Here is a 22,907-nt window from a genome sequence, read left to right as displayed (position 1 = left end):
GTTCAAAGGAGGCTTATGGCCCAGATCACCGTTTACACTGTTCCGAACTGCGCCGATTGCGAGGCGGTCAAGCGGCTGCTGACCAGCCAGGGGGCTACCTTCACCGAGAAGAACGTGCGCGAGGACCCGGCGGCACTGGCCGAGATGCAGGCCAAGGCCAACGTGCGGATCGCGCCCGTGACCGTGATTGACAATCAGGTCTTTTACGGCTTTTTTGATGACCAGCGGCCCGGCATCCTGGAGGCGCTCGCCCGGCGTCCATGACCACAACGTTGGCCCAGATTCTGCTGTTGACGCTGATTCCGGTGGCTGCCACCATCCTGGGCGGCGTGATTGCCAGCTTCCGTCCCCCCAGTCCGCATGTCCGCAGCTTCGTGCAGCACTTCGCGGCGGGCGTGGTTTTCGCTGCCGTGGCTGGGGAACTGCTGCCCCAGATCACGGCGGGCCATCAGCCGCTGGGTGTGGTGATTGGCTTCGCGCTGGGCGTGGCCGTGATGCTGGCGGTGCGGGCGCTGGTGGGACGGCTGGAACCAGAAACTGAAGATACGGATGAGCACAGCCCACGTGCCGTCACTGGCTTGCTGGCGGCGGTGGGCATCGACGTGTTGATTGACGGCCTGCTGATCGGTGTGGGCTTCGCGGCAGGCGAGCGCGTGGGAACCTTGCTGGTGGTGGCGCTGACGCTGGAACTGCTGTTCCTGGGCTTATCGGTATCCGCCAGCCTGGGACAACGCGGAGCAAGCAGGGGCCGGAGCATTCTGACCGTGAGCGGCCTGAGCCTGTTGGTGATCGTGGGGGCCACGCTGGGCGGCACACTGCTTCAGGGCCTCTCGGGGCTCCCGCTGGAAATCGTGCTGTCCTTCGGCGCGGCGGCGCTGCTGTTCCTGGTGACAGAGGAACTGCTGGTGGAGGCCCATGAGGTCAAAGAAACGCCGTGGATCACCAGCGCCTTTTTTCTGGGCTTTATCGCGCTTTACCTGGTTGAACTGGGGCTGTGATTGTGGCGTCAAAGACTGAAAACGTCAGTCAGAATCGAGAGGCGCAGCTCAACGTGCGCCTCTCGATTTTCTGTTATTGCAGCCAAGGCTGTGATTGACCTTACGGCGCGAGTCGGTCACGCAACGTGATAAGCAGTTCCTCGGCCCGCTCGTATCCTGGGCGCAGGTACACGGTGGCAAACGTGGTCCAATCCTGCACCGCCGCCACCTCCTGTTCACCGTCGAGAAGTTTTAAGTGGGGGTAGACGCCGTACTCCACGAAACACTCAAATTCCGTGCCGATCTGTTCCAGCTCACGCGTGTTGGTGTCGTTCCAGCTCAGCGTGTACGGCAGGGCGAAGCAGGGTTTCCCGCAACTGCCGCCCAGACCGATCAATGGCAGTCCGGCCACCTCGTGAACCTGCAGCCGGTGCTGCGCCCGCTCAAGAAAAGCCTGGCGGTCACGGGCCAGCGCTTTGCTGGGTAATTTCTGGGTGGCGATCCACGGACCGACGGTGAGTTTGGGCATGAGACAGAACTCCTGTAATGGCGAGAAAGGCGGGAGAACAGGGGGCAACGCGGACAGCGCTCAGGTGGTCACGAGCTGCCCGTCGTGGTCACCGGGCTGGAGCTTGGGTGCACTGGGCGGCAGAGGCGGCTTGAATCCCCGCAGCCGCAGGGCGTTGGTCAGCACGAACACGCTGGAAAAGCCCATCGCGGCGGCGGCCAGCACCGGACTCAGCCGAATGCCGAAGGCGGGAATCAACACGCCCGCCGCCACCGGAATCAGCAGCGCGTTGTAGGCAAAGGCCCAGAACAGATTGAGCCGGATGTTGCGCAACGTGGTGCGGGACAGGGCCAGGGCGTTGGGAACGCCTCGCAAATCGCCCGACATCAAGACCACGTCCGCCGTTTCGACCGCCACATCGGTACCAGTGCCGATGGCCAGGCCCACATCGGCCTGGGCCAGTGCGGGCGCGTCGTTGATGCCGTCACCCACGAACGCCACTTTCTGCCCGCCCTCCTGCAAGGCCCGGACCGCCTTGGCCTTGTCGCCGGGCAATACCTCGGCCTGCACCTGATCAATCCCCAGTTGCCGGGCAATTGCCTGTGCAGTGCGGACATTGTCACCCGTGATCATCGCCACCTTCAGGCCCTGGCGGTGCAGCGCCGCCACCGCCTCCCGACTGCCGTCCTTGATCGGATCGGCCACCGCCAGAATGGCGGCGAGTTGACCGTTCAGCGCCACGTACAGTGGACTCTTGCCCTCATCGCCCAGTTGCTCGGCCTGCGCCCCGAAGTCGGCCAGCCCCAGGCCCAGCTTGCTCATGTAGCGGTCTGCGCCCACTTGTACCCGCGTGGCGTCCACCACAGCCTCCAGGCCGAACCCCGGCACGGCCTGGGACGACTCCGGCGCACTCAGGCTCAGGCCCTCCCGCTTGGCCGCGTCCACGATGGCGCGGGCAATCGGATGCTCGCTGTCCTGCTCGGCGCTCGCGACAAGACGCAGCACCTCACCGCGTTCAAACCCCGACACCAGCGTCAGGTCCGTCAACTCCGGCTGGCCGCGCGTCAGCGTGCCGGTCTTGTCCAGGGCGATGACCTGGGTGGCCTGGAGACCCTCCAGCGCCGTGCCACTCTTGAACAGCACGCCCAGTTCGGCGGCCTTGCCGGTTCCCACCATCACGCTGACTGGAGTGGCCAGGCCCATCGCACAGGGGCAGGCGATGATCAGCACCGCCACCATGTTGATCAGGGCCTGGCTGAGCGCGCCCTCGCCGCCCAGCAGCAACCACACCGCGAAGGTCACGGCGGCGATCACCAGCACGACGGGGACGAACACGGCCACCACTTTGTCGGCCAGACCCTGAATCGGCGGCTTACTGCCCTGGGCCGTTTCTACCAACTTGATGATCTGTGCCAGGGCGGTGTCGTTGCCGACGCGGGTGGCCTTGAGCGTCAGCGCGCCGTTGCCGTTCAGGGTGCCGCCGATCACGGCTGCGCCTCCAGTTTTCTGAATGGGGACGCTCTCACCCGTGATCATGCTCTCGTTGACGTAGCTCTGACCGCTCAGAACCTCACCGTCCAGTGGAATGCTCTCGCCGGGCAGCACCCGTAGCGTGTCTCCCACCTGCACGTCATCCACGGGCAGCAGCCGTTCCTCACCGTCCCGCAACACCCGCGCCTCCTTGGGCTGCAAGGAGAGCAACGATTTCATGGCCTCGCTGCTGCGCCCCTTGGCGAGCGCCTCGAAATACTTGCCCAGCAGGATCAGCGTGATGACCACGCCCGACGCCTCGTAGTAGACATGCGCCGTCCCCACCGGGAAGATCTGCGGGGCCAGCGTGACTACCAGGCTGTAAAAGAAGGCGGCGGAGGTGCCGATCATCACCAGGGCGTTCATGTCCGGGCTGCGGTGCTTGAGGCTGGCCCAGCCCAGGCGGTAGAAGCGCCGTCCGGGGCCGAACTGCACCGGCACGGCCAGCGCCAGCATCACCCAGTTCATCGCCCCCATGCCCACAGACGCCATCAGGCTGCGTTCCAGAGCGGGCCACAGCATCGGCAACATGGCGATCAGGAGCAGCGGCACGGCAAACACAGCGCTGAAAATCACCTGTGAGCGCAGATGCAGGACCTCGGCCTCGCGGGCGGCCCGCTGGGTATCCGCGCCGGACGGTCCCTGTGCCGTGTCCGGCACGTCGTATCCAGCGTCACGAACAACGGCCCGGAGCTGGCCGGGCGTGGTGCTGGCTGGGAGGTACTGGACATGGGCGCGCTCGGTGGCGAGGTTGACGCTGGCGCTGAGCACGCCGTCCGCCTTGCCCAGCGCACGCTCGACCCTTCCGACACAGCTCGCGCAGGTCATGCCTGTGATGGGCAGGTCCAGCTCAGCGGTGATGGGTTCATAGCCCACGTCGCGCACCGTGGCGATCAGGGTCCGGGCATCGGTCTGGGCCGGATCAAAGCTCACCCTGGCCTGCTCGGTGGCGAGGTTGACACTGGCCTCCTGAACGCCCGCCACTTTTTTCAGGCCACGTTCCACCCGGCCCACGCAACTCGCGCAGGTCATCCCCTGGACACCAATTTCTAGAGTTGTCAGCTCGCTTGCAGTCATGATTCTCCTTGATCCCCCCTGGGGGGATATAAGATAATATAGGACGGGTAGTCTTTAAAATCAAGTAAAATGGTGATGACACCACCATTAAAACATCCCAAAGAACAGGAGTTTCTTCCAGCACTCTTGACACCCTCCCGGGGAGGGTGTAGCATTCGGGCATGACTACTGAACTGAACATCAGCGGCATGACCTGCGGACACTGCCAGAGTGCCGTGACCAAAGCCCTCAAATCGGTGTCCGGCGTACAGGACGTGAATGTCGACCTGGCAGGCGGCACCGCTCAGGTGCAGGGCCAGGCCGATCCCCAGGCCCTGTTGGCCGCCGTCAAGGACGAGGGCTACGGTGCCCAGCTCCGCCAGTAAGACTGGTAAAAGAAGTTCCACCAGTCAGAGCGGCCCCGTCAGTCAGCCCGCCTCGCCCCCCTGCGGGGTGTCTGATCGGCTATGTATGCCCGAAGACGCCCGCAAACGGGCTTCGCGCCGCCTGAAGATCGCGCGCGGCCACCTCGACGCCATCGTGGGGATGCTGGATAATCCAGACGCCTACTGCGTGGATGTGCTGCGGCAGATCAAGGCGGTACAGGGCGCACTATCTGGTGCGGGCGAAGTGGTGTTGCGCGGACACCTGGAAGCGCATGTGGCCACCGCCCATCAGCGCGGCGACAGCATCGAGATCGTCGAGGAACTGATGGAAGCTCTCAAGTACACCTGAACAACCGAGTCAGCACAGCGTCTTCCCGTGGGCCAATCTGGCGGCGGGAAGATCTTGCTGCGCGCTGCAACCTTCGCTTTTCTCACCTCACGCCCCGCTTTACGCGAACTTAACAGCCCTGCTTTAGCGTGATGAGCGAGGTTACCCCATGAAAAATACGCTCAAGACTGCTTCGCTCTTCGCCGCCCTTTCCCTGACCCTGCTGGGCCTGGCCCCCGCACAGAAAATGGACGGGATGAGCATGCCGGGTATGACCCACAGCGCCCAGGAAAACAAAGACCTGGCCAAACTCAGTGGCAAGGCGTTTGACCGCGCTTTCCTGTCCATGATGATCGCCCACCACCAGGGGGCCATTGACATGAGTAAGGCGGTGGTCAACAACGTCAAGGACACGCAGGTCAAGACCTGGACCAAAGACGTCATCAGCGCCCAGCAAAAAGAAATCAGCGACATGACCACCTGGCTGGGGACGCTCGGCGGTGTGGACAAGACCTGGCAGACCGGCATGGCCAAAGAAATGGACGGCATGCTCAAAGCCCTCAAGGCCAACAAGGACACCGACGCCGGATTTGTCCTGGGCATGCTGCCCCATCATGCCAGCGCCATCGAGATGGCGGCCCTGGCCCTCCAGAAAAGCAGCGACGCCCGCGTCACCAAACTGGCCCGCGAGATCATCCGTGACCAGGCCGACGAGATGTACCTGTACCGGCAGTGGCTGATCAAACGCGGCATGTAAGAACACTGGCCGGGGGAGGCACATGGCCCAGATCCTGATCGTGGACGATGACCCGGCCATTCAGGAAATCCTGGCAGCTTACCTGCTGACCGAGGGCCATACGGTCATCAAAGCCGTGAGTGGCGACGCTGCCCTGCCGCTGATGGTCCGCGCCGATCTGGTCATTCTCGACTGGATGCTGCCGGGCCTCAGTGGCCTGGAGGTGGCCGCTCAGGCCCGGTCAGGCGGCCTGGAGCTGCCCATCTTGATGCTGAGCGCTCGCAGTGAGGAAGAGGACAAGTTGCGTGGCCTGGACACCGGCATCGACGATTACGTGGTCAAGCCGTTCAGTCCGCGTGAGGTGATGGCCCGCGTGCGTGTCCTGCCGCGCCGCGCGGGCGTGCGCCATCAAGCGCGCAGCGGTGACCTGCTGCTCGACGCCCGCAGCCACCAGGTCACGCTGAACGGGGCCGCGCTGGAGCTGTCCCGGCTGGAATACGATCTGCTACTCACCCTGGCGCAGCATCCCGGTCTGGTCTGGAGCCGTGAGCGGTTGCGTGAGCGTCTCTGGGACAGCGCGCGCTCCGGTTCCTCGCGTGTGGTGGACGTCCACATCACCAGCCTCAGAAAGAAACTGTACGACGACCCGGAACGTCCACGCTACATTGAAACCGTGCGCGGCGTCGGTTACCGGTTCAAGGACGATCCAGCATGACCACTGATCACCTGCACCTCTGGGATACCCAGCCGTGAAACTCTTTTCGCGGCTGTTCCTTTCGCATCTGCTGGTCATCATGGTGGCCGTGGGGGCGCTGCTGATCGTGACCGAATTGCTCGCCTCTGCACTGGTGCGTCACCATGTCGAGCAGATGGCGGCGCTCATCGGACCCACCGGCGCGTCACTGCGCCCGGATCTGGAACTCGGGATGCGCAACACCCTCACCTCGGCGCTGCTTGCCTCGGTCCCGCTGTCACTGACGGTCGCAGCCCTCACCGCACTGTTCTCGGCCCGTCAGGTGATGCGGAGTGTGGTGCTGCTGCGTGACGGCAGCCACGCCATCGCGGCGGGCGAATACACCCTGCGCTTGCCCGAGGAAGGCCAGGATGAACTGACCGATCTGGCCCGGCATTTTAACCGCATGGGCCGCGCACTGGAGCAAGTTGAGCGCGGACGCGTTGACCTGATCACCAATGTCGCCCACGAACTGCGCACGCCACTGGGTGCCCTGCGCGGCTATGCCGAGGCGCTCGAAGATCAGGTGATGGCTCCGGCAACCGCTTCGCAGGCCATTCTCCGCGAAATGCGGGCGCTGGAACGTCTGGCCCGGGACCTGAGCCTGGTGTCAAAGGTGGAGGCAGGAGCTGTGGAACTGCGTCTCAGCACCTTTGAGCCTAAAGAGGTGCTGCTCACCGCCAGGACGCGCTTTGAGGGTGCCGCCGAGGAATTCGGACTGCGCCTGGCCCTTGAACTCTCCTCTCCGCTGCCCCCTGTCACCGGGGATGTCGAGCGCACGTCGCAGATTCTGGCCAACCTGCTGAGCAACGCCCTGCGGCATACGCCCAGCGGCGGTCAGGTGACACTCAGCGCCAGGCAGCAGGGGGCGGCGGTGCGCTTTGAGGTGCGGGATACGGGTCCGGGGATCGCGCCGGAACATCTGAGCTGTGTCTTCGAGCGTTTTTACCGGGCGAATGCGGCCCGAACACGCGGTGAGGGTGAAGGCAGCGGCGTGGGCCTGACCATTGCCAGGGGGCTGGCCGAACGGATGGGCGGCACCCTGACTGCCACCTCCAGCAGCGCCGGAAGCGTGTTCGCCTTCACCCTGCTGGTCGCCCACCCTGCCACATGAGCGCCAGTTGTCTGGTGTGAGCGGCGCAGGACACCGTATTGTTTACATGACGGTATTCACTTTGAAACGGGTTAACGCGCGGCAGAATCAGAGGCTTAGGAACACCCCCACTGGTCGCCGTCTGGGAGGTTCAGCATGTTGAATAGAAAAGAGGGACTGGTGCGCGCGCTGGCTGTGGTGTTAACTCTGGCAGCCTTCAATCCGCCTGCCGCCGCGGGGGAGCACCCCTGACCATGACCAGTCCCAGCATGGCTTCACTTCTGGCTGCACCGCTGGTTTCAGCCACAGGAACGCCATTTTCCAGCGCCGTGCTGCGTGGTCACCCCCTAATTCTTCAGTTCTGGAACACCCGTTGCGCTGTGTGCCAGGCGAATGACTGGCTGCTGCGCAGCTGGGGCTTTGAGTACGCTGACCGTGGGCTGTTTGTCGTCGGGGTGCTGGAACAGGACACGCGCGCCAATCTGAATCGGTACGAACGCGACTTTGCCCTTGGCATGGTTAGCACCGTTGATGTCCGGCAGCAATTGGTCCGCACCTACGGCGTCCACACGGTTCCAACCATCCTGTTCATTGACCCCTCAGGCCACGTCATGAAAACTGTTCACGGCGCTCTCGCGCAACAGGACATTCTGGATGGATTGAAGTTGATCCTGTAGATCAAGTGTAGTGCCGTGTCCCACATCGGGGGTGGAGCTGGTGAACCTACTCCACACCCTGTCCTTCAATGCTATCCATGCACGGTCACCACGCGGCCCTCGCGTCTATCACCAGATGATCTGAGTTGTCCCGTTACCGCAGCAGCCGGGTCAGGTTCGCCAGCAGGGCCAGCACCGGGGCGGGCCACAGCCCCAGCAGCAGCGTTCCCAGCGTGGTCAGGCCCAGCGCCCACGGGTAGCCGGGCTGAACGTGCAGCCGGATTTCCCCCTCCGGCGCACGCAGGTACATCTCCACCACGGGCCGCAGGTAGTAGTACAGCCCGATGACCATATTCAGCGCCGCGAACACCGCCAGCCAGGTCAGGCCGCCCGACAGTGCCACCTGAAGAAGCAGCACCTTGCCCAGAAACCCGGCCAGCGGCGGAATGCCCGCCAGCGACAGCAGGGCCAGCGTGAGCAGCGCCGCCGTACCGGGCGCAGTTTTAGACAGGCCGCGCAGCCCCGTCAGGGCGTCCTGCCCGCTAACGCGTTCCAACTGCGCCACCACCGTGAAGGCCGCCAGATTCATGAAGGTGTAGGCGGCAAGGTAATATCCCGTCGCTGGAAGCGCCCCGTCCACCGTGCCTGAGACGGCCACCGCGATCAGGATGTAGCCCGCCTGCGCGATGCTGGAGTACGCCAGCAGCCGCTTGAGATGGGTCTGGCGCAGGGCGGCGAGATTGCCCAGCGCCATCGTGACGGCAGCCAGCACCGCGATCAGCGTGGGCCAGCCCGCCAGCCCATCCGGGAAGGCAACCAGCATCAGCCGCAGCAGGCCCGCGAAGCCTGCGATCTTGGGCAGCACCGAGATGAACCCCGTGACGGGCGCGCTCGCCCCGGCGTAGACATCGGGTGCCCAGAACTGAAACGGCACGGCAGTGATTTCAAAGGCGTAGCCCACCAGCACCAAACTCAGCGCCACCCACACCCACACCGGGTCAGCGCCGGAAAGGGCCATGCCGATCTCGGTCAGCGACAGGCTGCCGGTCAGGCCGTACAGGAAGGTCAATCCGTAAGCCATCACGGCCAGCGCCACCGCGCCGTAGATGAAATACTTCATTGTCGCCTCGTTAGCCCGCTTGCCGCCGCGCGTCATACCCACGAGCAGGTACGACGCCGTGCTGAGCATCTGAAGAAACAGCACGATCAACCCCAGGTCCAGGCTTCCAGCCAGCCCGACGCCGCCCAACGTGGCAAAGGTCAGCGCCACCGGGGCGTGCGGTTCAGCGTCGCGCCCGCGAAAATAAGCGGCGATGGGCAGCAGCGCCAGCAGCGCCGAGCCGATGATCAGCACCTTGAACACAGTGCCGAAGCCGTCCACCGCGTAAGTGCCGCAGAACACCTCCTGACCCGACCAGGGCAGCATCCGCGCGGTCAGGATCAGGGCGGCGGTTAAACCGAATCCGGCGACGATGGACGGCAGACTGCGCCATTTGCCGCGCACGAATCCGGCCAGCGGGACCAACAGCAGGCACATCAACCCCAGCGCCAGTTCCGGTCCGACGGCCCACAGCTCCAGGCATTTCACCGGCCCGTTGCCCCGGTCACGGCGTCAGTCGCGGCCACCACACCCAGCAGCAGGGAAGGAAAGATGCCCAGCAGCAGCGAGAGGGCCGCCAGCGGCACAATGGCCCACAACTCACGCCCGTTCAAATCCTGAATGTCCAGGCCGTCGGGTTTCTGGCCCATCAGCACGCCCGCCAGCACACGCAGGTACAGACCCGTCGAAACCAGCAACCCGATGACCGCCAGTACCGCCCACCAGACGTTCACGCCCACTGCGCCGCCGATCACCTGAAACTCAGCCACGAAGCCTGATAGTGCCGGCAGCCCCAGCGAGCCGAAGGCCAGCAATGCCAGCAGTCCGGCGAAGCGGGGCAGGGCCATCAGCCCGCCGAAAGCGTCAATGTTCCGTGTTCCGGCACGGTGGCCCAGGATGCCCACCAGGAAGAACATCCCCCCGGTCAGCAGGCCGTGGCTGACCATCTGGAAGGCCGCGCCACCTAACACCAGTTCCCGCACCGCCGGACTGTTCGTCAGCCCCCACAGGCCCGCAGCCAGCATCACGTAGCCCATGTGGTTAATGGAGGTGTAGGCGATTAGCCGCTTGAGATCGCGCTGGGCCAGAGCGGCCAGTGCGCCGTAGACCATAGAGATCACGCCCAGTGCGGCCAGCAGCCAGCCATACTGCCGTACCGTGTCCGGCATCAGTGGCAGCAGGATGTACAGCAATCCGAACGCGCCCATCTTGAGCTGCGCCCCGGCCAGCATCACGCTGCCTTCAGTGGGCGCTTCCACATGCGCGTCGGGCAGCCAGTTGTGCAGCGGGAAGGTGGGCAGTTTGACCCCAAAACCCAGCAGCAGCCCCAGCATGACCCAGAAGGCGGCAGGCGTTCCGGCGTAGGGCTGCGCCGCCGCGACGGCTGTGATGGAAAAGCTATGGGCCGCGCCATTTGTGCCAGGGGTGCCGAGGTACAGCGCCAGAAACGAGAGCAGCATGGCGAGGCTGCCCGCGCGCGTGTACAGGAAGAACTTCATGGCCGCGTAGCGTCGTCCCTCGCCGCCCCAGATGCCCACGATGAAATACATCGGCACCAGCGCCACTTCAAAGAATAGATAGAACAGCAGCAGATCCTGAGCTGCAAAGAGGCCCAGCAAGCCCGTTCCCATCAGTAAAAAGAGAAAGGCGTGTTCTTTGACGCGCTCACGCTGGGGCAACACGTAGACCATCACCAGCAGCATCAGCAGCGCCGTCAGGACGATCATGGCAAGCCCCAGACCGCTCAGGCCCACGTCGTAACTCGCGCCAATGGAAGGAATCCAGTCCAGCAATGTGCGCGATTGGACGCCGCCCGCCGCGCCGCCGAGACCTGAACGGTCAAAGCCTAGCCACAGCCACAGGCTGCCCAGCAGGGTAAGTCCCGAGCCGCCCAGCGCCGTCCAGCGCAGCAACGCGGGGCGCGAGGCGGGCAGCGCCAGAATCAGCAGGCCGGTCAACAGGGGCAGAAAGATGATGAGGTTCACCATGATTGGGCCATCCATTGTTGTGAGTTATTCAAAACACTTTTTGCCGAAGCGGCGGCCTTCAGCGCCATAGCACTGCCCCCAGCGTCATAACCAGCATCCAGCCGAAGAGAATCAAGGTGTAGAGGTAGATCTTCCCGCTTTCCAGGCCACGCAGCCACGTCCCCAGGCTGCCTAATCCCCGCGCCAGACCATCGGCCCCCTGCGCGAAACCGCCTTCCTCGGCGCGTGCGGTCAGGTTCGCGCCCGACACGGCGAAATCGGCGACGGCCCGCCCAGAGGTGTCCAGACCGGATTCCGCATGCTGAACGCCCCGGCTGCTGCCTAGGGCTGCATGGGCCACCGCCCGCGCCGCGCCGTCCAGTCCAGCTTCCACCCGTTGCAGGGCGAGAGACAGCGCCCAGGTCAGGTGCGCCACACCCACAGTCAGGCTTTCCAGCGCTGCACCCAGCGCACGCGGCCACATTCCGAGTGCGGGGGCGTCGCTGAGCCGCGCCGCCCGCACGCCGCCCCAGACCAGGCCCAGCACACTGGCGGCAATAGCGGCAATTCGCCAGCCCAGCGCCACTTCCGGGGCTTCGGGGAACGGCAGCAGGTCACGCAGCGCCCCGCCCAGCAGACCGCCAAACAGCGCGGCAACGGCCAGGATCAACGCGGGCCAGACCATCAAAGCGCCCACCTCACGCGCCTCTGTCTTCCTCTCCCCCGGCCAGAATGTCGTCACGCCCGCCCGCGCGATGTAGACGCCTGCCAGGAAGATCAGCCCCAGCATGAACAGGCCGGTCCACGCGCCGCTTTGGACCGCCGTCCCTAAAATCGCTTCTTCGCTCCAGAACGCGCCGAAGGGCGGCACCCCCGCCAGCGTCAGGCCCGCCAGGGTGAAGGCCGTGGCTGTCAGTGGCATGGTCCGCCCCAGGCCGCCCAGTTTGCCCAGGTTCAGCGTGCCTGCCGCGTGCTGCACTGCTCCAGCACTCAGGAACAGTGCCGACTTGAACAGCGCATGGACGCCCAGGTGAAAGGCTGCCGCGTAAGGGCCGCCCAGCCCGTAGACGAAGAACATCTCGCCGAGCTGCGACACCGTGGACCACGCCAGCACCCGCTTGAGGTCCGTCTGGGCGGTGGCGACGAGGGCGGAAAATAGCGCCGTCAGACCGCCGATCACCGCCACCGCCAGCAAGACGGCGGGCGCGGCGGCGAACAGTGGCTCCAGCCTCAACAGCAGGTACACCCCTGCCGCCACCATCGTGGCCGAGTGCAGCAGCGCCGAAACGGGCGTCGGCCCCACCATCGCGTCCGGCAGCCAGGCGGTCAGCGGCAGTTGGGCGCTCTTGCCGATGGCCCCGATTAAAAAGAGCAGGGCCAGTAGTTCCACCGTTCCAGCAGGCAGATTCACCACCTGTCCTAGTAGCGCGCCAATATCGCTGGTGCCCGTCAAATTCAATGCTAGCAGCCAGCCGAGCAGCAGCCCCACATCCCCCACGCGCGTCATCAGAAACGCCCTCAGGGCAGCTTTACGGGCCTCTACTTGGGTGAAGTGGAAGCCGATCAGCAGGTGAGAGGCCAGTCCCACGCCCTCCCACGCGGCAAACAGCAGTGCGAAGGAGTCGGCCAGCACCAGCGTCAGCATTGCGCCGAGGAAGAAGGACAGGGTGGCGAAGAAGCGCGGCTGCCGGGTCTCGCCGCGCATGTAGCCCACCGCATAGACGCTGACCAGCAGGCCCACACCTGCAACCAGGAAACTCAGCAGTCTGGAAAGGCCGTCCAGTGACAGGCCCACCGTCAGTTGAAATGATCCTGACTCAAACCACGGTCCCGACAGTGCCGGACTTGCCCTGCCAATCAGCAGCAGCGCCAGCACCGATACGCTGACGCCGAGGACGTTGAGCCAGCCTGCGTATCTGCCCCACACAGCGATCAGCAGGGAGGCGGTCAGCGGCGCGAGCGGCACCAGCAGCAGCAACGCCGTCACCCTTTCAGCTCCTGATAGTCGTCTACCTGCTGCGTCTGGCGGTTGCGGTACAGCAGCATCATGATGGCGAGGCCCACCGCCATTTCTATGGCCCCCACGGTCACGATCAGGATGGTAAAGATCTGGCCGGAGTAGTCGTCAGGCCGCACGTAACGCCAGAAGGCGATCAGGTTGAGGCCAATGGCGTTGAGCAGCAGTTCCACGCCCATCAGGACCATCACGGCGGAGCGCTGCGCCACCACCGTGTAAATGCCGATGCCGAACAGCAGGGCCGCCACGATCAGGTAAGCGCTCAGGGGCAGGGTCACGGTTCGTCCTTTGAGATGGGGACAGGATTCTTGTCGGCAGTCACATAAGCCTCCCGCCCCGGATCGGAGGGATGGGAGCCGGGACGTTGCAGGAACACCGCGCCGAAGATGCCGAGCAGGATCAGCAGGCCCGCGCCCTCAAAGGCGATCATGTATTTGCCCATCAGCAGCATGCCGATCTGCTGCGGCGAATCGGTGCTGAAGGCGACGTTGCTGATGGGCCACGCCGGACGCCACAGCAGCAGGCCCACCAGCACGGCGGTCACGGCGAGACCCAGCCACGCGGCCCAGGGGCGGGCGGGCGTGACCATGCTCATGTCCATACCGCCCATATCCATATCGCCGTTCATACCGCCCATGTCACCGTCCATCTGCATGTCGCCGTGATCCATGCCGGACATACCACCCATATCCATCTTCCCGTGATCCATGCTGGAGTGGTCCATCTGTGCCTGCCCGCTGCCGCTTTCCGGTGACACCGGCCCCGGCTCTTCACCGTGCGGCATGGCGTGGTGGGCCTGGGTCTGGCCTGCATCCATTTCACCGTGGGTCATCCTGGAATGATCAGCACCCCATGTTGATTGCTCAGGGCCAGAGTCCCCATGCGTCATCTGCGCCTCATCCGCTCCAGCGTGATTCATGGCGGCGTGGTGGTGGGCGGGGTGCGCCCGGTTCCCGTCGCCCATGTCCATCTTCATACTGCCGTGATCCATGCCCGCCATACCGTCGCTGGGTGCGTCGGCCTGACCGTGTCCGTCATCTGCGCTGGAGGAAGCATCGCCGTGGCCCATCCCGGCCATATCGTGGCCCTGATGCCCGTTCCCGTCGTTCTCGCCCTGCGGCTTCAGGCCCCGGCTGAACAGACGCTCCACCGGCGACATCTGCATCCCGGCCATCATCGCGCCGCCGGGGTCCATCGAGAACAGCAGCATGAACAGGATCATCACCAACATCCCGCCGATGTACATCATGATTTGCAGCAGCCCGATCAGGTCAGCGGACAGCAGGATAAACAGCCCCGCCACGCCGATGAACGAGGCCATTAAAAAGATGCCGCTGCGGAACATACTCATGGTGGTGGTCATACCCAGCGCGCCAAGCACTGCCAGAAGGGCAAACAGGCCGAAGGCCAGCCACTGCATCGCTACGCTCAGGATCACTGTGGCCCCACCCCCGCCAGAATCAGCCCGCCGACGATCAGCACGTTGAGAAGTCCAGCGGGAATCAGGATGCGCCATGACAGAGACAGCATCTGCGCGGTGCTGAGCGGCTTGAAGCGTCGGCCCAGCCACAGCATCAACGCCATCAGCGCGAAGGTCTTGAGCAGCATCCACACCGGGCCGGGCAGCCACGGTCCCAGCCAGCCGCCCAGATAGAGCAGCGCGCCCATCGCCGCGACCACGAACAGCAGCCCGGCCAGCGATACGCGCCACAGCAGCGCTTTCCAGCCGCCTACCGCGCTCAACACGCCGCCGCCAATGTGTTCGGACAGCGGCTCGTAAAACGGCGCGCGGTACGCCTGCATCAGCCCGGTGATCAGGTACAGGATGAAGCCCAGCGGTTGCAACACGATGAACCAGACGTCACTCTGCGCCTCCACGATGCGGGTGGTGGACAGCGAGGCGGCCATCATCAGCGCGCCGACGTAGGCCAGTCCCAGTGGCACCACGTACGACACGAGCTGCGCAGTAATGCGGTAAAAACTTTCCACCGCGTTGCGGCTTCCCGCGCCCCAGCCGCCCAGCGCCACGCCCAGCACCACAAAATCCACCACCACGATGAAGTAAAAAGCCCCGATGCCCAGGTCTGCTCCGATCAGCCCCGGTCCAAACGGCAGGACTGCTGCCGCCGCCGTCACGCCGAACAGCGCCGAAATGGGGCCAGCAGGATACATCCAGCGGTCCGCATGGCCCAGTTGCACGTCTTGATCTAGAGTGAGCGGCTGCGCGGCCCCAACTGCGGGCGTCAGCGCCCGTTCCAGCCAGAAAGTCAGTGCCGCGCCGACACACAGCGCCAGCAGGGTCAGGAAAGCGCCGCCGACTATACCTATTCCAGCTACTCCCATTCCAGCCCGCCCATTTTCCAGGCATAGGTCAGACCAGTCAGCAGAATGGCGATAAAGACCAGCATGTCCAGAAAAGCCTCCAGCCCAATGCCCCGGAACACGACGGCCCACGGGTACATGAAGATCATTTCCATGTCGAAAGCCAGAAAGATCAGGGCGTAGGTGGGGAAGCCGAAGCGGTACTGCTTCCAGGCGTCGGGCAGTGTGAGGTGCCGGACCTGGGGACGCCAGAGGGCGGCGGCCAGCAGCGCCAGCCCGAAGACCAGCAGAGCGGCCAGCGCAACAGCGGAGTAAAGGTTGAGCAGCATAGAGGCTCCCCGGTCCAGATTATTTCTTGCTCTCCAGATCGGCGATCAGCACTTTCATCTCAGCAATTTCGCGGACCTGGGCTTTGATGATGCCGTCGGCCAGTTCGCGCACGCGCGGATCTTTGATCTGCGCCCGCTCGCTGGTCAGGATGGCAATGGAGTGGTGCGGGATCATGGCTTTCATCCACGCCACGTCACCCACGGTAACCTGGGACCGCACCAGGTACAACGCGCCAGCAAAGACCGCCACGCTGCCGATCAGGATGCCCATGTTGGTCCGGCTGTTTTTGTACATGTTCAGCATGTACCCCAGCATGATCAGGGCCATCACCGCGCCCATGTACAGCGCCATCCACATCCGCGTCTGGCTGAAGTAAATATGATCCCACTGATAGGTATTCAGGTACATCAGACCGTACATGATCACGGTGGAGGTGGCAATCATGGCGGCAAAACGTCCGTAACTGCCGCCCATCGACTTTTTCTTGGAATGATCGGGCATGGCGTTGTCGTCGCCGTGGCCCGGCGTACGATGCATGGATTCGTTCATGGATTTCTCCTGGGCCGCACATCTGGGCGCGGAAAAAACCGCCTGCCAGCTTGATGTCCCTGGCAGGCAGCGAGCGTCGTGAACTTCAGGCGTTCAGTTCAGGGTCGCCAGCAGTGCCTGGCAGGCCTGCTCGCAACGGCGGCAAGACTCCATGCACACCTCGCAGTGCTTCATGCTCATCTTCTCGGCGTGCTGCTGGCATTCGTCACCACACGCTTTGCAGGCGGCTAGGCAGCTCTGAAGTTGCGCGCGGATCACGGCCAGTTCTGGCTGCGTCTGGCGCACCAGCACGCGCCCGGTGGTGATGCAGATGTCGGCGCAATCCGAGTTGAGACGGATGCAGTGCATCAGGTGTCCGGCGTGTTCGGTCTCGCCCAGGCAAGCGTCGGCGCAGGAGGTGCAGATCTGCGCGCACTCGAAACAGGCGTCGATGCACTCGGTCAGCGCACCCAGATCGAAAGGCGACTTGTCAATCTGCGGGTGCATCTGCAGCATACGGGTGATGGTGGAACCGGCGTTCTGGGTCATGGCAAAACCTCCAGGAATGGGATGGGAAGAAATGGCGGAGCGGTCCGGGAGCATCAGATCATCGTCGGGAGAGGCCGCCAGGGTTCGGGCCGACGGGTGAACAATTTCTGATGCACCACTGATCTAAGTCGCTTCCTGTTAAGTTCGTGTAAAGCGCAGGCTTGCGTTAAGTATCCTTCAAGGTGAATGGACTGGGAAACGTGCAGTCGTAGCGCTGGATAACAGCAGAGGAACGCCTGGAATTCACGGCAATAGGGTCATGTGGCTCCAGCACCAGACCACTTTCTGAGTTCACTGTTTTCAGGGTTGCGGGGCCATCACGTAAGCCATGCCGCCCGCATGGCCAAGCCACAGCCGCTCAAACACCGCCCGGGGATAAACGCGGCTGACCGTGTCGTCGCTGCGGGCCGCCGAATCATTGACCATTGGATTGCCCCCGGCATCAAACCCCCGCAGGACCAGCAGATGCCCATTGGACCAGGACAGGGGTGCGCCGGGCAATTCCCCTGCTTTGAGGCGCAGGCTCACGGCGAGCGGAAGGCCCCGAACCAGATACGCTTCAGCGTCACGCAAACTGCCCATCCGGGTCACCAGACCCTGGAGGCCCTGCGTGGCGGCGTAAGCGGTGTTGAACGGCCAGTTGCCAAACCCGTCATACGCCGGATCAAAGGTGGCGCGGGCGGCGTCCGGCACACGAACGGGGCGCTTCCAGAAGCCGAGGATCATGCTGACGCTCGTCGGGCTGCACCACACCTCTCCCCCGTTCGGGTAGATCATCTGCGAGCGCCCTGGCACCGTCAGGCTCCTGTTCCAGGCTGTGGGCTGCCCCGCCCGGCCCTGGTCCTGGAAGCGTAGGGCAGTGTCCGAGGTATTGAACGACATCAGGCGGGGGACCAGCCCCGGCCCCAGCGCCGCGCGGAATTGAAAAGCGACGCTGAGAAACGGGAGCGCCAGCGTGTCGGTCCTGACCTCACCGTCCGGCGTTCGGACCGCGCGGTCACTGGACCGAACACCGGACGCACTCCAGGTACCGAAGCCGAAATAGGGCGTCCAACTGCCATCAGGACGCCGCACCCGCACTTCCACCTCTGCCGCGCTGGTGGGCGTTCCGGTGACGTTCCAACTGGGAATCAACTCGTTGAACGGCGCGACGCGGACCTCCCCCCCCTGAAGGCGTCCGCCCGTTATCTGCGGCAACGCCTGCCAGGTGGATGGCACGCTGGCGTTGAGTTGCGCAACCCGGACGAGGGGAGACGGGACGCCGTAACTGGTCTGCTGCGTGTAGGGGGCCGCCATCGCCCCCGAAAGCAGCAGAGCAGCGGGTAAAGTCAGGGGCAGCACACTCGCACGGGGCCGCCGTGTCAAGCCCCTGCCGCCGTCCAGCGTCACTGGCCCACCTGCTGGCTGACCTGGGCCTGGAAGCGCAGGAGTTCCTTGCTGGCCGGGTAAAGCTTGAGCGCGCGGCGGGCCAACGTCGGAATATCTGTGAACTGACCGGTCTCGAGCCAGGCCTCAAATGCCTCCTGCGGTACAGGTTTTAAGCCCAACGCTGGGCCAGGTTCTCCCCTGATTGGACAGCCGGTGCCGGCGTTTACGCTGGTGACCCTCAGCGGTCAGTCCCTCAGCCTGGGCGGGCAGGCAGGCAAGCCCACCGTGATCAATTTCTGGGCGTCGTGGTGCGTCCCCTGTCGGGAGGAAGCCCCGCTGCTCCGGGAATTTGCCCAGCAGGCCCGGAACGTCCGGGGGATAGGTGTGGTCTTTCAGGACCGGGCGGACGCGGCGCGGGCGTTCAAACAGGAGTTTGCCGTACCCTATCCCAGTGTCCTGGACCCTCAAGCCCAAACCGCCATCAACTTTGGGGTTGCTGGCGTGCCAGAAACCTTTTTCGTTGACGCGCAGGGCGTCGTGCAGGCCAAGCACTCGGGTCCCCTCAACCGGGACAGTTTGCGTTTGAACGCCCGGAAGATTGGCGTGTCGTTTTGAACGCAGCGCCAACTCAGGGTGTGAGGACGGGATGACCTATTCAGAAAAAGGGGCCAGAACCATCCTGGTGGTCGACGACGAACCCAGCGTGCGCAAGGTGGCGGCCGCCTACCTGGAGCGTGAGGGCTTCCAGGTGTTGACTGCATCTGACGGTCTGGACGGGTTGCAGGCGGCGCAGGCTCCTGGCCTGGCGCTGGTGGTCCTCGATGTGATGCTGCCCAGACTGGACGGCCTGGAAATCTGCAAGCGGCTGCGCGCCGTGTCTGATGTCCCCATCATCTTGCTGACCGCACGCGGAGAAGAGCTTGACCGGGTGCTGGGGCTGGAACTGGGGGCGGACGATTACATGGTCAAGCCGTTCAGTCCACGCGAACTCGTGGCGCGGGTCAAGGCCGTGCTGCGGCGCGTGTCCGGTGAGGCGGCCCCGGCAGCCGTGGTCTACGGGAACATGCGCATTGATCCGGTCACGCGCACGGCCCGCCTGGCCGGGCAAAGGCTGGATCTCAGCGCGCTGGAGTTTGATCTCCTGTACGTTCTGGTCAAGACTCCGGGGCGGGTCTTCACCCGCACGGAGCTGATCGAGCGGGTGTGGGGCGAGGACTTTCCGGGCATTGACCGGGTGGTGGACGTCCACATGGTGAGCCTGCGCAAACAACTGGGGGAGTCCGGGCAATCGCCCCGGCTCATTCACGCCGTGCGCGGTGTGGGCTACCGCTTTGGCCATGCCGAATAGCGGATGGTCCCGGTTCACCAGCCCCGGCTTGCGGGCCAGATTGCTGCTGTCTTACCTGCTGGTGATCGTCCTGTCCGCCGTGACCATGATCTTGATCGCGGAGTGGAGCGCGCCGCTGTTCTACCAGACGCACATCAAGCAGATGATGCAGATGTTTGGGATTCGCGATATTCCAGAAATGCGCCGCCAGCTCTCGGACGGCTTTACCGGGGCATTTGGCAGCGCACTGTTCGTGGCAAGTGTGGCGACGCTGATGCTGTCCCTGGCCGTGAGCGCGTTCGTGAGTCGTCAGATCCTACGCTCGGTCCAGCGGCTGAGCCACGCCAGCACGCGCATCGCGGCGGGCCACTACGCCGAGCGGCTGCCGGAGATGGGCCGGGACGAGCTGGGGGAGTTGACCAGCAGCTTTAACCGCATGGCCCAGGCGCTGGAGGCCACCGAGGAGCGGCGACGCGAGCTGATCGGCACCGTCGCCCACGAGTTGCGCACGCCGCTCACAGGTATGCGCGGTCTGACCGAGGGCCTGCTGGACGGCGTGTTCAGCATCGAGGAGGCGGCTCCTGACATCCTCCGCGAGATCCGCCGCCTGGAGCGGCTGACGCAGGACCTGTCCCTGGTCACACAGGCAGAGGCCGGAATGATGTCGGTGGTCAACCAGCCCGTTATTCTGGGCGAGATCACGCGCGCCGCCCTCGCCCAGTTTGAGCGCCCCTTTGCCTTGAAGGACCTGGACCTGAAACTGGATGTGCAGCAGGAAACGGCGGTCCTGGCTGATCCTGACCGGTTGATGCAGGTGCTGGTCAACCTGTTGTCCAATGCCCTGCGGCACACCACAGGTGGCGGGGTGACGGTGCAGGTCAGCAGACTGCCCACCTGCGGTCAGGTCACGGTTACGGACACAGGTGAAGGCATCCGTGAGCAGGACCTGCCGCACGTCTTCGAGCGGTTTTACCGTTCAGATCAGTCGCGGGCGCGGGACGCGGAAGAGAACGTGGGCGTGGGCGTGGGCTTAACCGTCTCGCAACATCTGGTCCAGGCCATGGGCGGACGCGTTTCACTCAGCAGTCAGGTGGGTGTCGGGACCACGGTGACCGTGGAACTTCCCCTGGCGGCGTCCGGGCTGCGTTCAGGCCAGCAGGACATGGCCTGACGTAGGGAACAGCGGGCCGCCAACGTCACTGGCGGCCCGCTGAACATCCGCAGGGTGTGTGACGTTCAGGAATTTTGGTGACACTCCTGACAAAACCATTGGGAACCGCCAGCTGGCGTTATGCCACAGATAATCTCTGCTTTCGACTGCGGGATGGGCCAGGCGTCCGCTGTCAGGGGGCAATAGAATTCGCCAGACGTGGAAGATGGGCTGGGCCATCCCGCAGCTTTTGCGGTGGCCCGGGTATTCAGGTGCGAACCCCGCCTCTATCCAGCGGTAATATGGAATGGGGACCATTCAATTGGGTGGACGCAAAACGCCGACTTCAGGGAGTGAAAGCGCTCGCGGATGGCCTGAGGCGTCTGCACACGACGGCTGCGGACCGGATCGGATATATAGACTGTTCGGATTGCTGTGCATCGCGCTGGCCTGGATGACCCATGTCGGGGCGAAGGACCAGCAGGACATGACAACCAGGGGAGACTGGTGCGGAGTCAAGGACGGAGGGGCCAGACACAGGTCAGTCAGGCCGTAAGGTGGGAGCGAGTCGTCTCCGGGGCCAGCCTTCAGCTCCTAAGCGTCCGTCGGCCCGGTCCGAAGGCGCGCATGATTTCAAACGTAACGACGGTCAGCGCGGCCAGTTGCACGAACGGCACCACACCCACGCCCAGCCCCGGTACGAGCGGCATCAGGGGACGGTAGGACCACCAGCCGAGGGCCAGCGTGATCCGCTCCCCGAGGAAAGCCGACAAAGTGCCGCCCATGACCACCAGCGTCAGATCGAGGAGACGCCGGCGGCGTATCCACCAGGTGTCCCGATGCCACACGGCAAGTGCCGCGTAGGCAGCGGCCGAAAAGGCCGCGTCGCCAAGCGAGGCCGCCGCACACAGGACCCATGAAGCAGGCGACCAGTCCATGTCGCCGAAGAGCGGCATTTGCAGCATCTCCCATGCGAAGTTAAGCGCGAACGCCACGCCGTAGACTCTCAGCAACGCCTGCGTCAATTCAAGCCGGTCAGGCGTCATGCGCTACCGTCCTGTTCGGGCGTGGCTTTGAGCGCGACGAGAATGCCTCCCAGGCGGCGTTCCCGCACTTCGACCCGAAAGCCAGCGTTGTGCAGCAACTCGGATGTGGGCCGGTTCAGATGGCACCCGACGACGTGATCGAACAGCGGATCAAGCAGGTTGGCGACGCTGGCGAGCAGCGCATTGGGTGGGCGAACATGTTCCAGCGCGAGGAGTTGGCCGCCCGGACGCAAGACCCGGCGCAGCTCGGAGAACAGGCGCTGTGGATCGGGTATGCCGCACAGCGCCAGAGAGCTGACAGCCGTGTCGAAGCTGCCTTCAGGAAATGGCAGGGTTTGAAAGTCGCGCTGCATCAGCCGAACGGGGAACGGCAGAGGCAGCGCCTTCACTCGCGCACCTCGGAGCATCGCGCCGCTGACGTCCAGGGCGGTGAGGCTGTGTAGGGACAGCGGATAATGCGCGAAGGTCGCGCCCGTTCCCACCCCAAGTTCCAGCACGTCGCCGAAGGCACCGGAAAGCAATCTGGCGCGCAGCGCGTTCAGTGTTGCCTGGCGTGTCACGGCGTCGTACCGTTTTGCGGCCCGGTCATACAGGTGTTGGACGCGCTCGGAATTCGCCACGCTGGCTCTCCTCCTTGAAGTCAGGGACGCCTTGTTACGTCCCCAAAAAACAGATGGACGTGCCCTGAAGGCTATTCGAACTGTCCGTCGACCGGGAAACTTTCCCCACGACCTTGCTGTTGGTGTCGAGGGCGACGTCGGCTTGTCACACCAGCCCGCAGCAACCGCCCTGGTCGTCTACAACGGCACCCCTTCGTACCTGATTGTCCGCCGTCACCTTACAGCAGTCATTCTCACTGTCGTCTGGGGTGACGGTCACGACGAAGCTGGACAGGCACTCAGCCGCTTTCATGTTATACGGAATCCGTATTATTGGCGTCCTTTTTCTGTGTCACGCCACGCACGGCAATGTCCCGGTCAATGATCATTCCGATAGGGTTTCTGTTTTTCTATTTTTCCACCACAGGTAGACAGCCGCAGTCGTGTCGTTCCATCGTGCGGGCCGCTTCTGGCAGGGGCGTGTCAGGCAGGCAGCAGGCGGGGTTGCCGGTCATCACTTCTTTCATTTGCATAGACTTTTCCTTGACACAGGTGTGGGCGAGAGACCTTGCTACCGCCCAGGCTGATCAAACGCAGCCTGG

General features: G+C 64.1%; 27 protein-coding genes and 1 pseudogene. 12 read left to right on the top strand and 16 right to left on the bottom strand.

What is annotated here, in order from left to right:
• Window positions 1-15 precede the first annotated feature (15 nt).
• Together BOO71_RS08735 and BOO71_RS08730 are read left to right on the top strand one after the other, a co-directional pair.
• Entirely contained in the window at window positions 16-264 is a 249-nt protein-coding gene (locus tag BOO71_RS08735) for a glutaredoxin family protein (protein ID WP_075831555.1), read from the top strand.
• Complete coding sequence (locus BOO71_RS08730) at window positions 261-998, top strand: ZIP family metal transporter (protein ID WP_075831554.1); 738 nt, start codon at window positions 261-263, stop codon at window positions 996-998. Before BOO71_RS08735 ends, BOO71_RS08730 begins: the two co-directional genes overlap by 4 nt.
• Window positions 999-1,098: 100 nt before the next feature.
• Here BOO71_RS08730 and BOO71_RS08725 read toward each other — a convergent pair whose 3' ends face one another.
• Together BOO71_RS08725 and BOO71_RS08720 are read right to left on the bottom strand one after the other, a co-directional pair.
• The gene (locus BOO71_RS08725) at window positions 1,099-1,506 is read right to left on the bottom strand and encodes a hypothetical protein (RefSeq protein ID WP_075831553.1); all 408 of its coding nucleotides are present in this window, start codon (window positions 1,504-1,506) and stop codon (window positions 1,099-1,101) included.
• A 60-nt stretch (window positions 1,507-1,566) separates the two neighbouring features.
• Window positions 1,567-4,092 (bottom strand): heavy metal translocating P-type ATPase, encoded by a 2,526-nt coding sequence (locus tag BOO71_RS08720; protein WP_075831552.1) that lies wholly within the window; start codon window positions 4,090-4,092, stop codon window positions 1,567-1,569.
• Between the two features lie 161 nt (window positions 4,093-4,253).
• Between BOO71_RS08720 and BOO71_RS08715 the strand changes: the two genes are divergently transcribed.
• From BOO71_RS08715 to BOO71_RS08690, 6 genes are all read left to right on the top strand, one after another.
• Window positions 4,254-4,457 carry a CopZ family metallochaperone gene (locus BOO71_RS08715; protein WP_075831551.1) on the top strand — a complete coding sequence of 68 codons (204 nt, stop codon included), beginning with the start codon at window positions 4,254-4,256 and terminating at the stop codon, window positions 4,455-4,457.
• 85 nt (window positions 4,458-4,542) lie between these two features.
• Complete coding sequence (locus tag BOO71_RS08710; RefSeq protein WP_075831550.1) at window positions 4,543-4,806, top strand: metal-sensitive transcriptional regulator; 264 nt, start codon at window positions 4,543-4,545, stop codon at window positions 4,804-4,806.
• A gap of 148 nt (window positions 4,807-4,954) precedes the next feature.
• A complete protein-coding gene (locus BOO71_RS08705) occupies window positions 4,955-5,542 on the top strand; it encodes a DUF305 domain-containing protein (RefSeq protein WP_075831549.1) in 588 nt (195 codons plus the stop codon).
• Between the two features lie 22 nt (window positions 5,543-5,564).
• Window positions 5,565-6,236: a winged helix-turn-helix domain-containing protein gene (locus tag BOO71_RS08700; protein ID WP_075831548.1), complete on the top strand. Its 672-nt coding sequence runs from the start codon at window positions 5,565-5,567 to the stop codon at window positions 6,234-6,236.
• 34 nt (window positions 6,237-6,270) lie between these two features.
• Window positions 6,271-7,368 carry a sensor histidine kinase gene (locus tag BOO71_RS08695; RefSeq protein ID WP_075831547.1) on the top strand — a complete coding sequence of 366 codons (1,098 nt, stop codon included), beginning with the start codon at window positions 6,271-6,273 and terminating at the stop codon, window positions 7,366-7,368.
• 233 nt (window positions 7,369-7,601) lie between these two features.
• Complete coding sequence (locus BOO71_RS08690) at window positions 7,602-8,024, top strand: TlpA family protein disulfide reductase (RefSeq protein WP_075831546.1); 423 nt, start codon at window positions 7,602-7,604, stop codon at window positions 8,022-8,024.
• 133 nt (window positions 8,025-8,157) lie between these two features.
• On the opposite strand, the gene BOO71_RS08685 is transcribed toward BOO71_RS08690, so the two are convergent.
• The 11 genes from BOO71_RS08685 to BOO71_RS27745 all read right to left on the bottom strand — a co-directional run bounded on the left by BOO71_RS08685 (window position 8,158) and on the right by BOO71_RS27745 (window position 18,362).
• On the bottom strand, window positions 8,158-9,591 hold the full coding sequence (locus BOO71_RS08685) for an NADH-quinone oxidoreductase subunit N (protein ID WP_217694873.1): 1,434 nt from the start codon (window positions 9,589-9,591) through the stop codon (window positions 8,158-8,160).
• The gene (locus tag BOO71_RS08680) at window positions 9,588-11,090 is read right to left on the bottom strand and encodes a complex I subunit 4 family protein (protein WP_075831545.1); all 1,503 of its coding nucleotides are present in this window, start codon (window positions 11,088-11,090) and stop codon (window positions 9,588-9,590) included. The genes BOO71_RS08685 and BOO71_RS08680 overlap by 4 nt, the downstream gene beginning before the upstream one ends.
• Window positions 11,091-11,148: 58 nt before the next feature.
• Window positions 11,149-13,056 carry an NADH-quinone oxidoreductase subunit 5 family protein gene (locus BOO71_RS08675; RefSeq protein WP_075831544.1) on the bottom strand — a complete coding sequence of 636 codons (1,908 nt, stop codon included), beginning with the start codon at window positions 13,054-13,056 and terminating at the stop codon, window positions 11,149-11,151.
• On the bottom strand, window positions 13,053-13,364 hold the full coding sequence (gene nuoK / locus BOO71_RS08670) for an NADH-quinone oxidoreductase subunit NuoK (protein WP_075831543.1): 312 nt from the start codon (window positions 13,362-13,364) through the stop codon (window positions 13,053-13,055). The genes BOO71_RS08675 and nuoK overlap by 4 nt, the downstream gene beginning before the upstream one ends.
• Entirely contained in the window at window positions 13,361-14,524 is a 1,164-nt protein-coding gene (locus BOO71_RS28295) for an NADH-quinone oxidoreductase subunit J (protein ID WP_217694872.1), read from the bottom strand. The genes nuoK and BOO71_RS28295 overlap by 4 nt, the downstream gene beginning before the upstream one ends.
• Window positions 14,521-15,429, bottom strand: coding sequence for a complex I subunit 1/NuoH family protein (locus BOO71_RS08655; protein ID WP_075831542.1), 909 nt, complete (start codon window positions 15,427-15,429; stop codon window positions 14,521-14,523). Before BOO71_RS08655 ends, BOO71_RS28295 begins: the two co-directional genes overlap by 4 nt.
• Window positions 15,420-15,737 carry an NADH-quinone oxidoreductase subunit A gene (locus tag BOO71_RS08650; protein WP_075831541.1) on the bottom strand — a complete coding sequence of 106 codons (318 nt, stop codon included), beginning with the start codon at window positions 15,735-15,737 and terminating at the stop codon, window positions 15,420-15,422. The genes BOO71_RS08655 and BOO71_RS08650 overlap by 10 nt, the downstream gene beginning before the upstream one ends.
• 19 nt (window positions 15,738-15,756) lie before the next feature.
• A complete protein-coding gene (locus BOO71_RS08645; RefSeq protein ID WP_217694871.1) occupies window positions 15,757-16,287 on the bottom strand; it encodes a DUF305 domain-containing protein in 531 nt (176 codons plus the stop codon).
• A 93-nt stretch (window positions 16,288-16,380) separates the two neighbouring features.
• Window positions 16,381-16,815 carry a four-helix bundle copper-binding protein gene (locus BOO71_RS08640; RefSeq protein ID WP_075831540.1) on the bottom strand — a complete coding sequence of 145 codons (435 nt, stop codon included), beginning with the start codon at window positions 16,813-16,815 and terminating at the stop codon, window positions 16,381-16,383.
• A 300-nt stretch (window positions 16,816-17,115) separates the two neighbouring features.
• Window positions 17,116-18,180: a peptidase C39 family protein gene (locus BOO71_RS08635; protein ID WP_254843091.1), complete on the bottom strand. Its 1,065-nt coding sequence runs from the start codon at window positions 18,178-18,180 to the stop codon at window positions 17,116-17,118.
• Between the two features lie 20 nt (window positions 18,181-18,200).
• Window positions 18,201-18,362, bottom strand: coding sequence for a hypothetical protein (locus BOO71_RS27745; RefSeq protein WP_175607407.1), 162 nt, complete (start codon window positions 18,360-18,362; stop codon window positions 18,201-18,203).
• A 34-nt stretch (window positions 18,363-18,396) separates the two neighbouring features.
• Here BOO71_RS27745 and BOO71_RS08630 point away from each other — a divergent pair, with 34 nt between their 5' ends.
• The 4 genes and pseudogenes from BOO71_RS08630 to BOO71_RS28700 form a co-directional block, all read left to right on the top strand.
• Window positions 18,397-18,798 (top strand): TlpA family protein disulfide reductase, encoded by a 402-nt coding sequence (locus BOO71_RS08630; RefSeq protein ID WP_075831539.1) that lies wholly within the window; start codon window positions 18,397-18,399, stop codon window positions 18,796-18,798.
• A 31-nt stretch (window positions 18,799-18,829) separates the two neighbouring features.
• Complete coding sequence (locus tag BOO71_RS08625; RefSeq protein ID WP_075831538.1) at window positions 18,830-19,531, top strand: response regulator transcription factor; 702 nt, start codon at window positions 18,830-18,832, stop codon at window positions 19,529-19,531.
• Complete coding sequence (locus BOO71_RS08620; RefSeq protein ID WP_075831537.1) at window positions 19,521-20,681, top strand: sensor histidine kinase; 1,161 nt, start codon at window positions 19,521-19,523, stop codon at window positions 20,679-20,681. The genes BOO71_RS08625 and BOO71_RS08620 overlap by 11 nt, the downstream gene beginning before the upstream one ends.
• 385 nt (window positions 20,682-21,066) lie before the next feature.
• Window positions 21,067-21,257, top strand: a pseudogene (locus tag BOO71_RS28700) (IS4 family transposase); the annotation flags it as partial.
• Here BOO71_RS28700 and BOO71_RS08615 read toward each other — a convergent pair.
• From BOO71_RS08615 to BOO71_RS08605, 3 genes are all read right to left on the bottom strand, one after another.
• Window positions 21,248-21,706 carry a hypothetical protein gene (locus BOO71_RS08615; RefSeq protein ID WP_075831536.1) on the bottom strand — a complete coding sequence of 153 codons (459 nt, stop codon included), beginning with the start codon at window positions 21,704-21,706 and terminating at the stop codon, window positions 21,248-21,250. The pseudogene BOO71_RS28700 and the gene BOO71_RS08615 overlap by 10 nt on opposite strands.
• Window positions 21,703-22,326 carry a class I SAM-dependent methyltransferase gene (locus BOO71_RS08610; protein WP_075831535.1) on the bottom strand — a complete coding sequence of 208 codons (624 nt, stop codon included), beginning with the start codon at window positions 22,324-22,326 and terminating at the stop codon, window positions 21,703-21,705. The genes BOO71_RS08615 and BOO71_RS08610 overlap by 4 nt, the downstream gene beginning before the upstream one ends.
• A 389-nt stretch (window positions 22,327-22,715) precedes the next feature.
• On the bottom strand, window positions 22,716-22,838 hold the full coding sequence (locus BOO71_RS08605) for a CBS domain-containing protein (protein ID WP_075831534.1): 123 nt from the start codon (window positions 22,836-22,838) through the stop codon (window positions 22,716-22,718).
• Between the last annotated feature and the right edge of the window lie 69 nt (window positions 22,839-22,907).

It is taken from the genome of Deinococcus marmoris (genome assembly GCF_001949125.1).
Classification (GTDB): Bacteria; Deinococcota; Deinococci; order Deinococcales; family Deinococcaceae; genus Deinococcus; species Deinococcus marmoris_A.
This window is presented reverse-complemented; position numbering and strand designations above follow the sequence as displayed.

Coding starts and splice junctions, on each gene's coding strand:
- BOO71_RS08705 (WP_075831549.1), top strand. CDS start 4,955: ATGAAAAATACGCTCAAGACTGCTTCGCTCTTCGCCGCCCTTTCCCTG.
- BOO71_RS08680 (WP_075831545.1), bottom strand. CDS start 11,090: ATGGTGAACCTCATCATCTTTCTGCCCCTGTTGACCGGCCTGCTGATT.
- BOO71_RS08720 (WP_075831552.1), bottom strand. CDS start 4,092: ATGACTGCAAGCGAGCTGACAACTCTAGAAATTGGTGTCCAGGGGATG.
- BOO71_RS08645 (WP_217694871.1), bottom strand. CDS start 16,287: ATGAACGAATCCATGCATCGTACGCCGGGCCACGGCGACGACAACGCC.
- BOO71_RS08700 (WP_075831548.1), top strand. CDS start 5,565: ATGGCCCAGATCCTGATCGTGGACGATGACCCGGCCATTCAGGAAATC.
- BOO71_RS08620 (WP_075831537.1), top strand. CDS start 19,521: ATGCCGAATAGCGGATGGTCCCGGTTCACCAGCCCCGGCTTGCGGGCC.
- BOO71_RS08690 (WP_075831546.1), top strand. CDS start 7,602: ATGACCAGTCCCAGCATGGCTTCACTTCTGGCTGCACCGCTGGTTTCA.
- BOO71_RS08735 (WP_075831555.1), top strand. CDS start 16: ATGGCCCAGATCACCGTTTACACTGTTCCGAACTGCGCCGATTGCGAG.
- BOO71_RS08710 (WP_075831550.1), top strand. CDS start 4,543: ATGCCCGAAGACGCCCGCAAACGGGCTTCGCGCCGCCTGAAGATCGCG.
- BOO71_RS08615 (WP_075831536.1), bottom strand. CDS start 21,706: ATGACGCCTGACCGGCTTGAATTGACGCAGGCGTTGCTGAGAGTCTAC.
- BOO71_RS08640 (WP_075831540.1), bottom strand. CDS start 16,815: ATGACCCAGAACGCCGGTTCCACCATCACCCGTATGCTGCAGATGCAC.
- BOO71_RS08650 (WP_075831541.1), bottom strand. CDS start 15,737: ATGCTGCTCAACCTTTACTCCGCTGTTGCGCTGGCCGCTCTGCTGGTC.
- BOO71_RS08730 (WP_075831554.1), top strand. CDS start 261: ATGACCACAACGTTGGCCCAGATTCTGCTGTTGACGCTGATTCCGGTG.
- BOO71_RS08605 (WP_075831534.1), bottom strand. CDS start 22,838: ATGCAAATGAAAGAAGTGATGACCGGCAACCCCGCCTGCTGCCTGCCT.
- BOO71_RS08725 (WP_075831553.1), bottom strand. CDS start 1,506: ATGCCCAAACTCACCGTCGGTCCGTGGATCGCCACCCAGAAATTACCC.
- BOO71_RS08625 (WP_075831538.1), top strand. CDS start 18,830: ATGACCTATTCAGAAAAAGGGGCCAGAACCATCCTGGTGGTCGACGAC.
- BOO71_RS08655 (WP_075831542.1), bottom strand. CDS start 15,429: ATGGGAGTAGCTGGAATAGGTATAGTCGGCGGCGCTTTCCTGACCCTG.
- BOO71_RS08715 (WP_075831551.1), top strand. CDS start 4,254: ATGACTACTGAACTGAACATCAGCGGCATGACCTGCGGACACTGCCAG.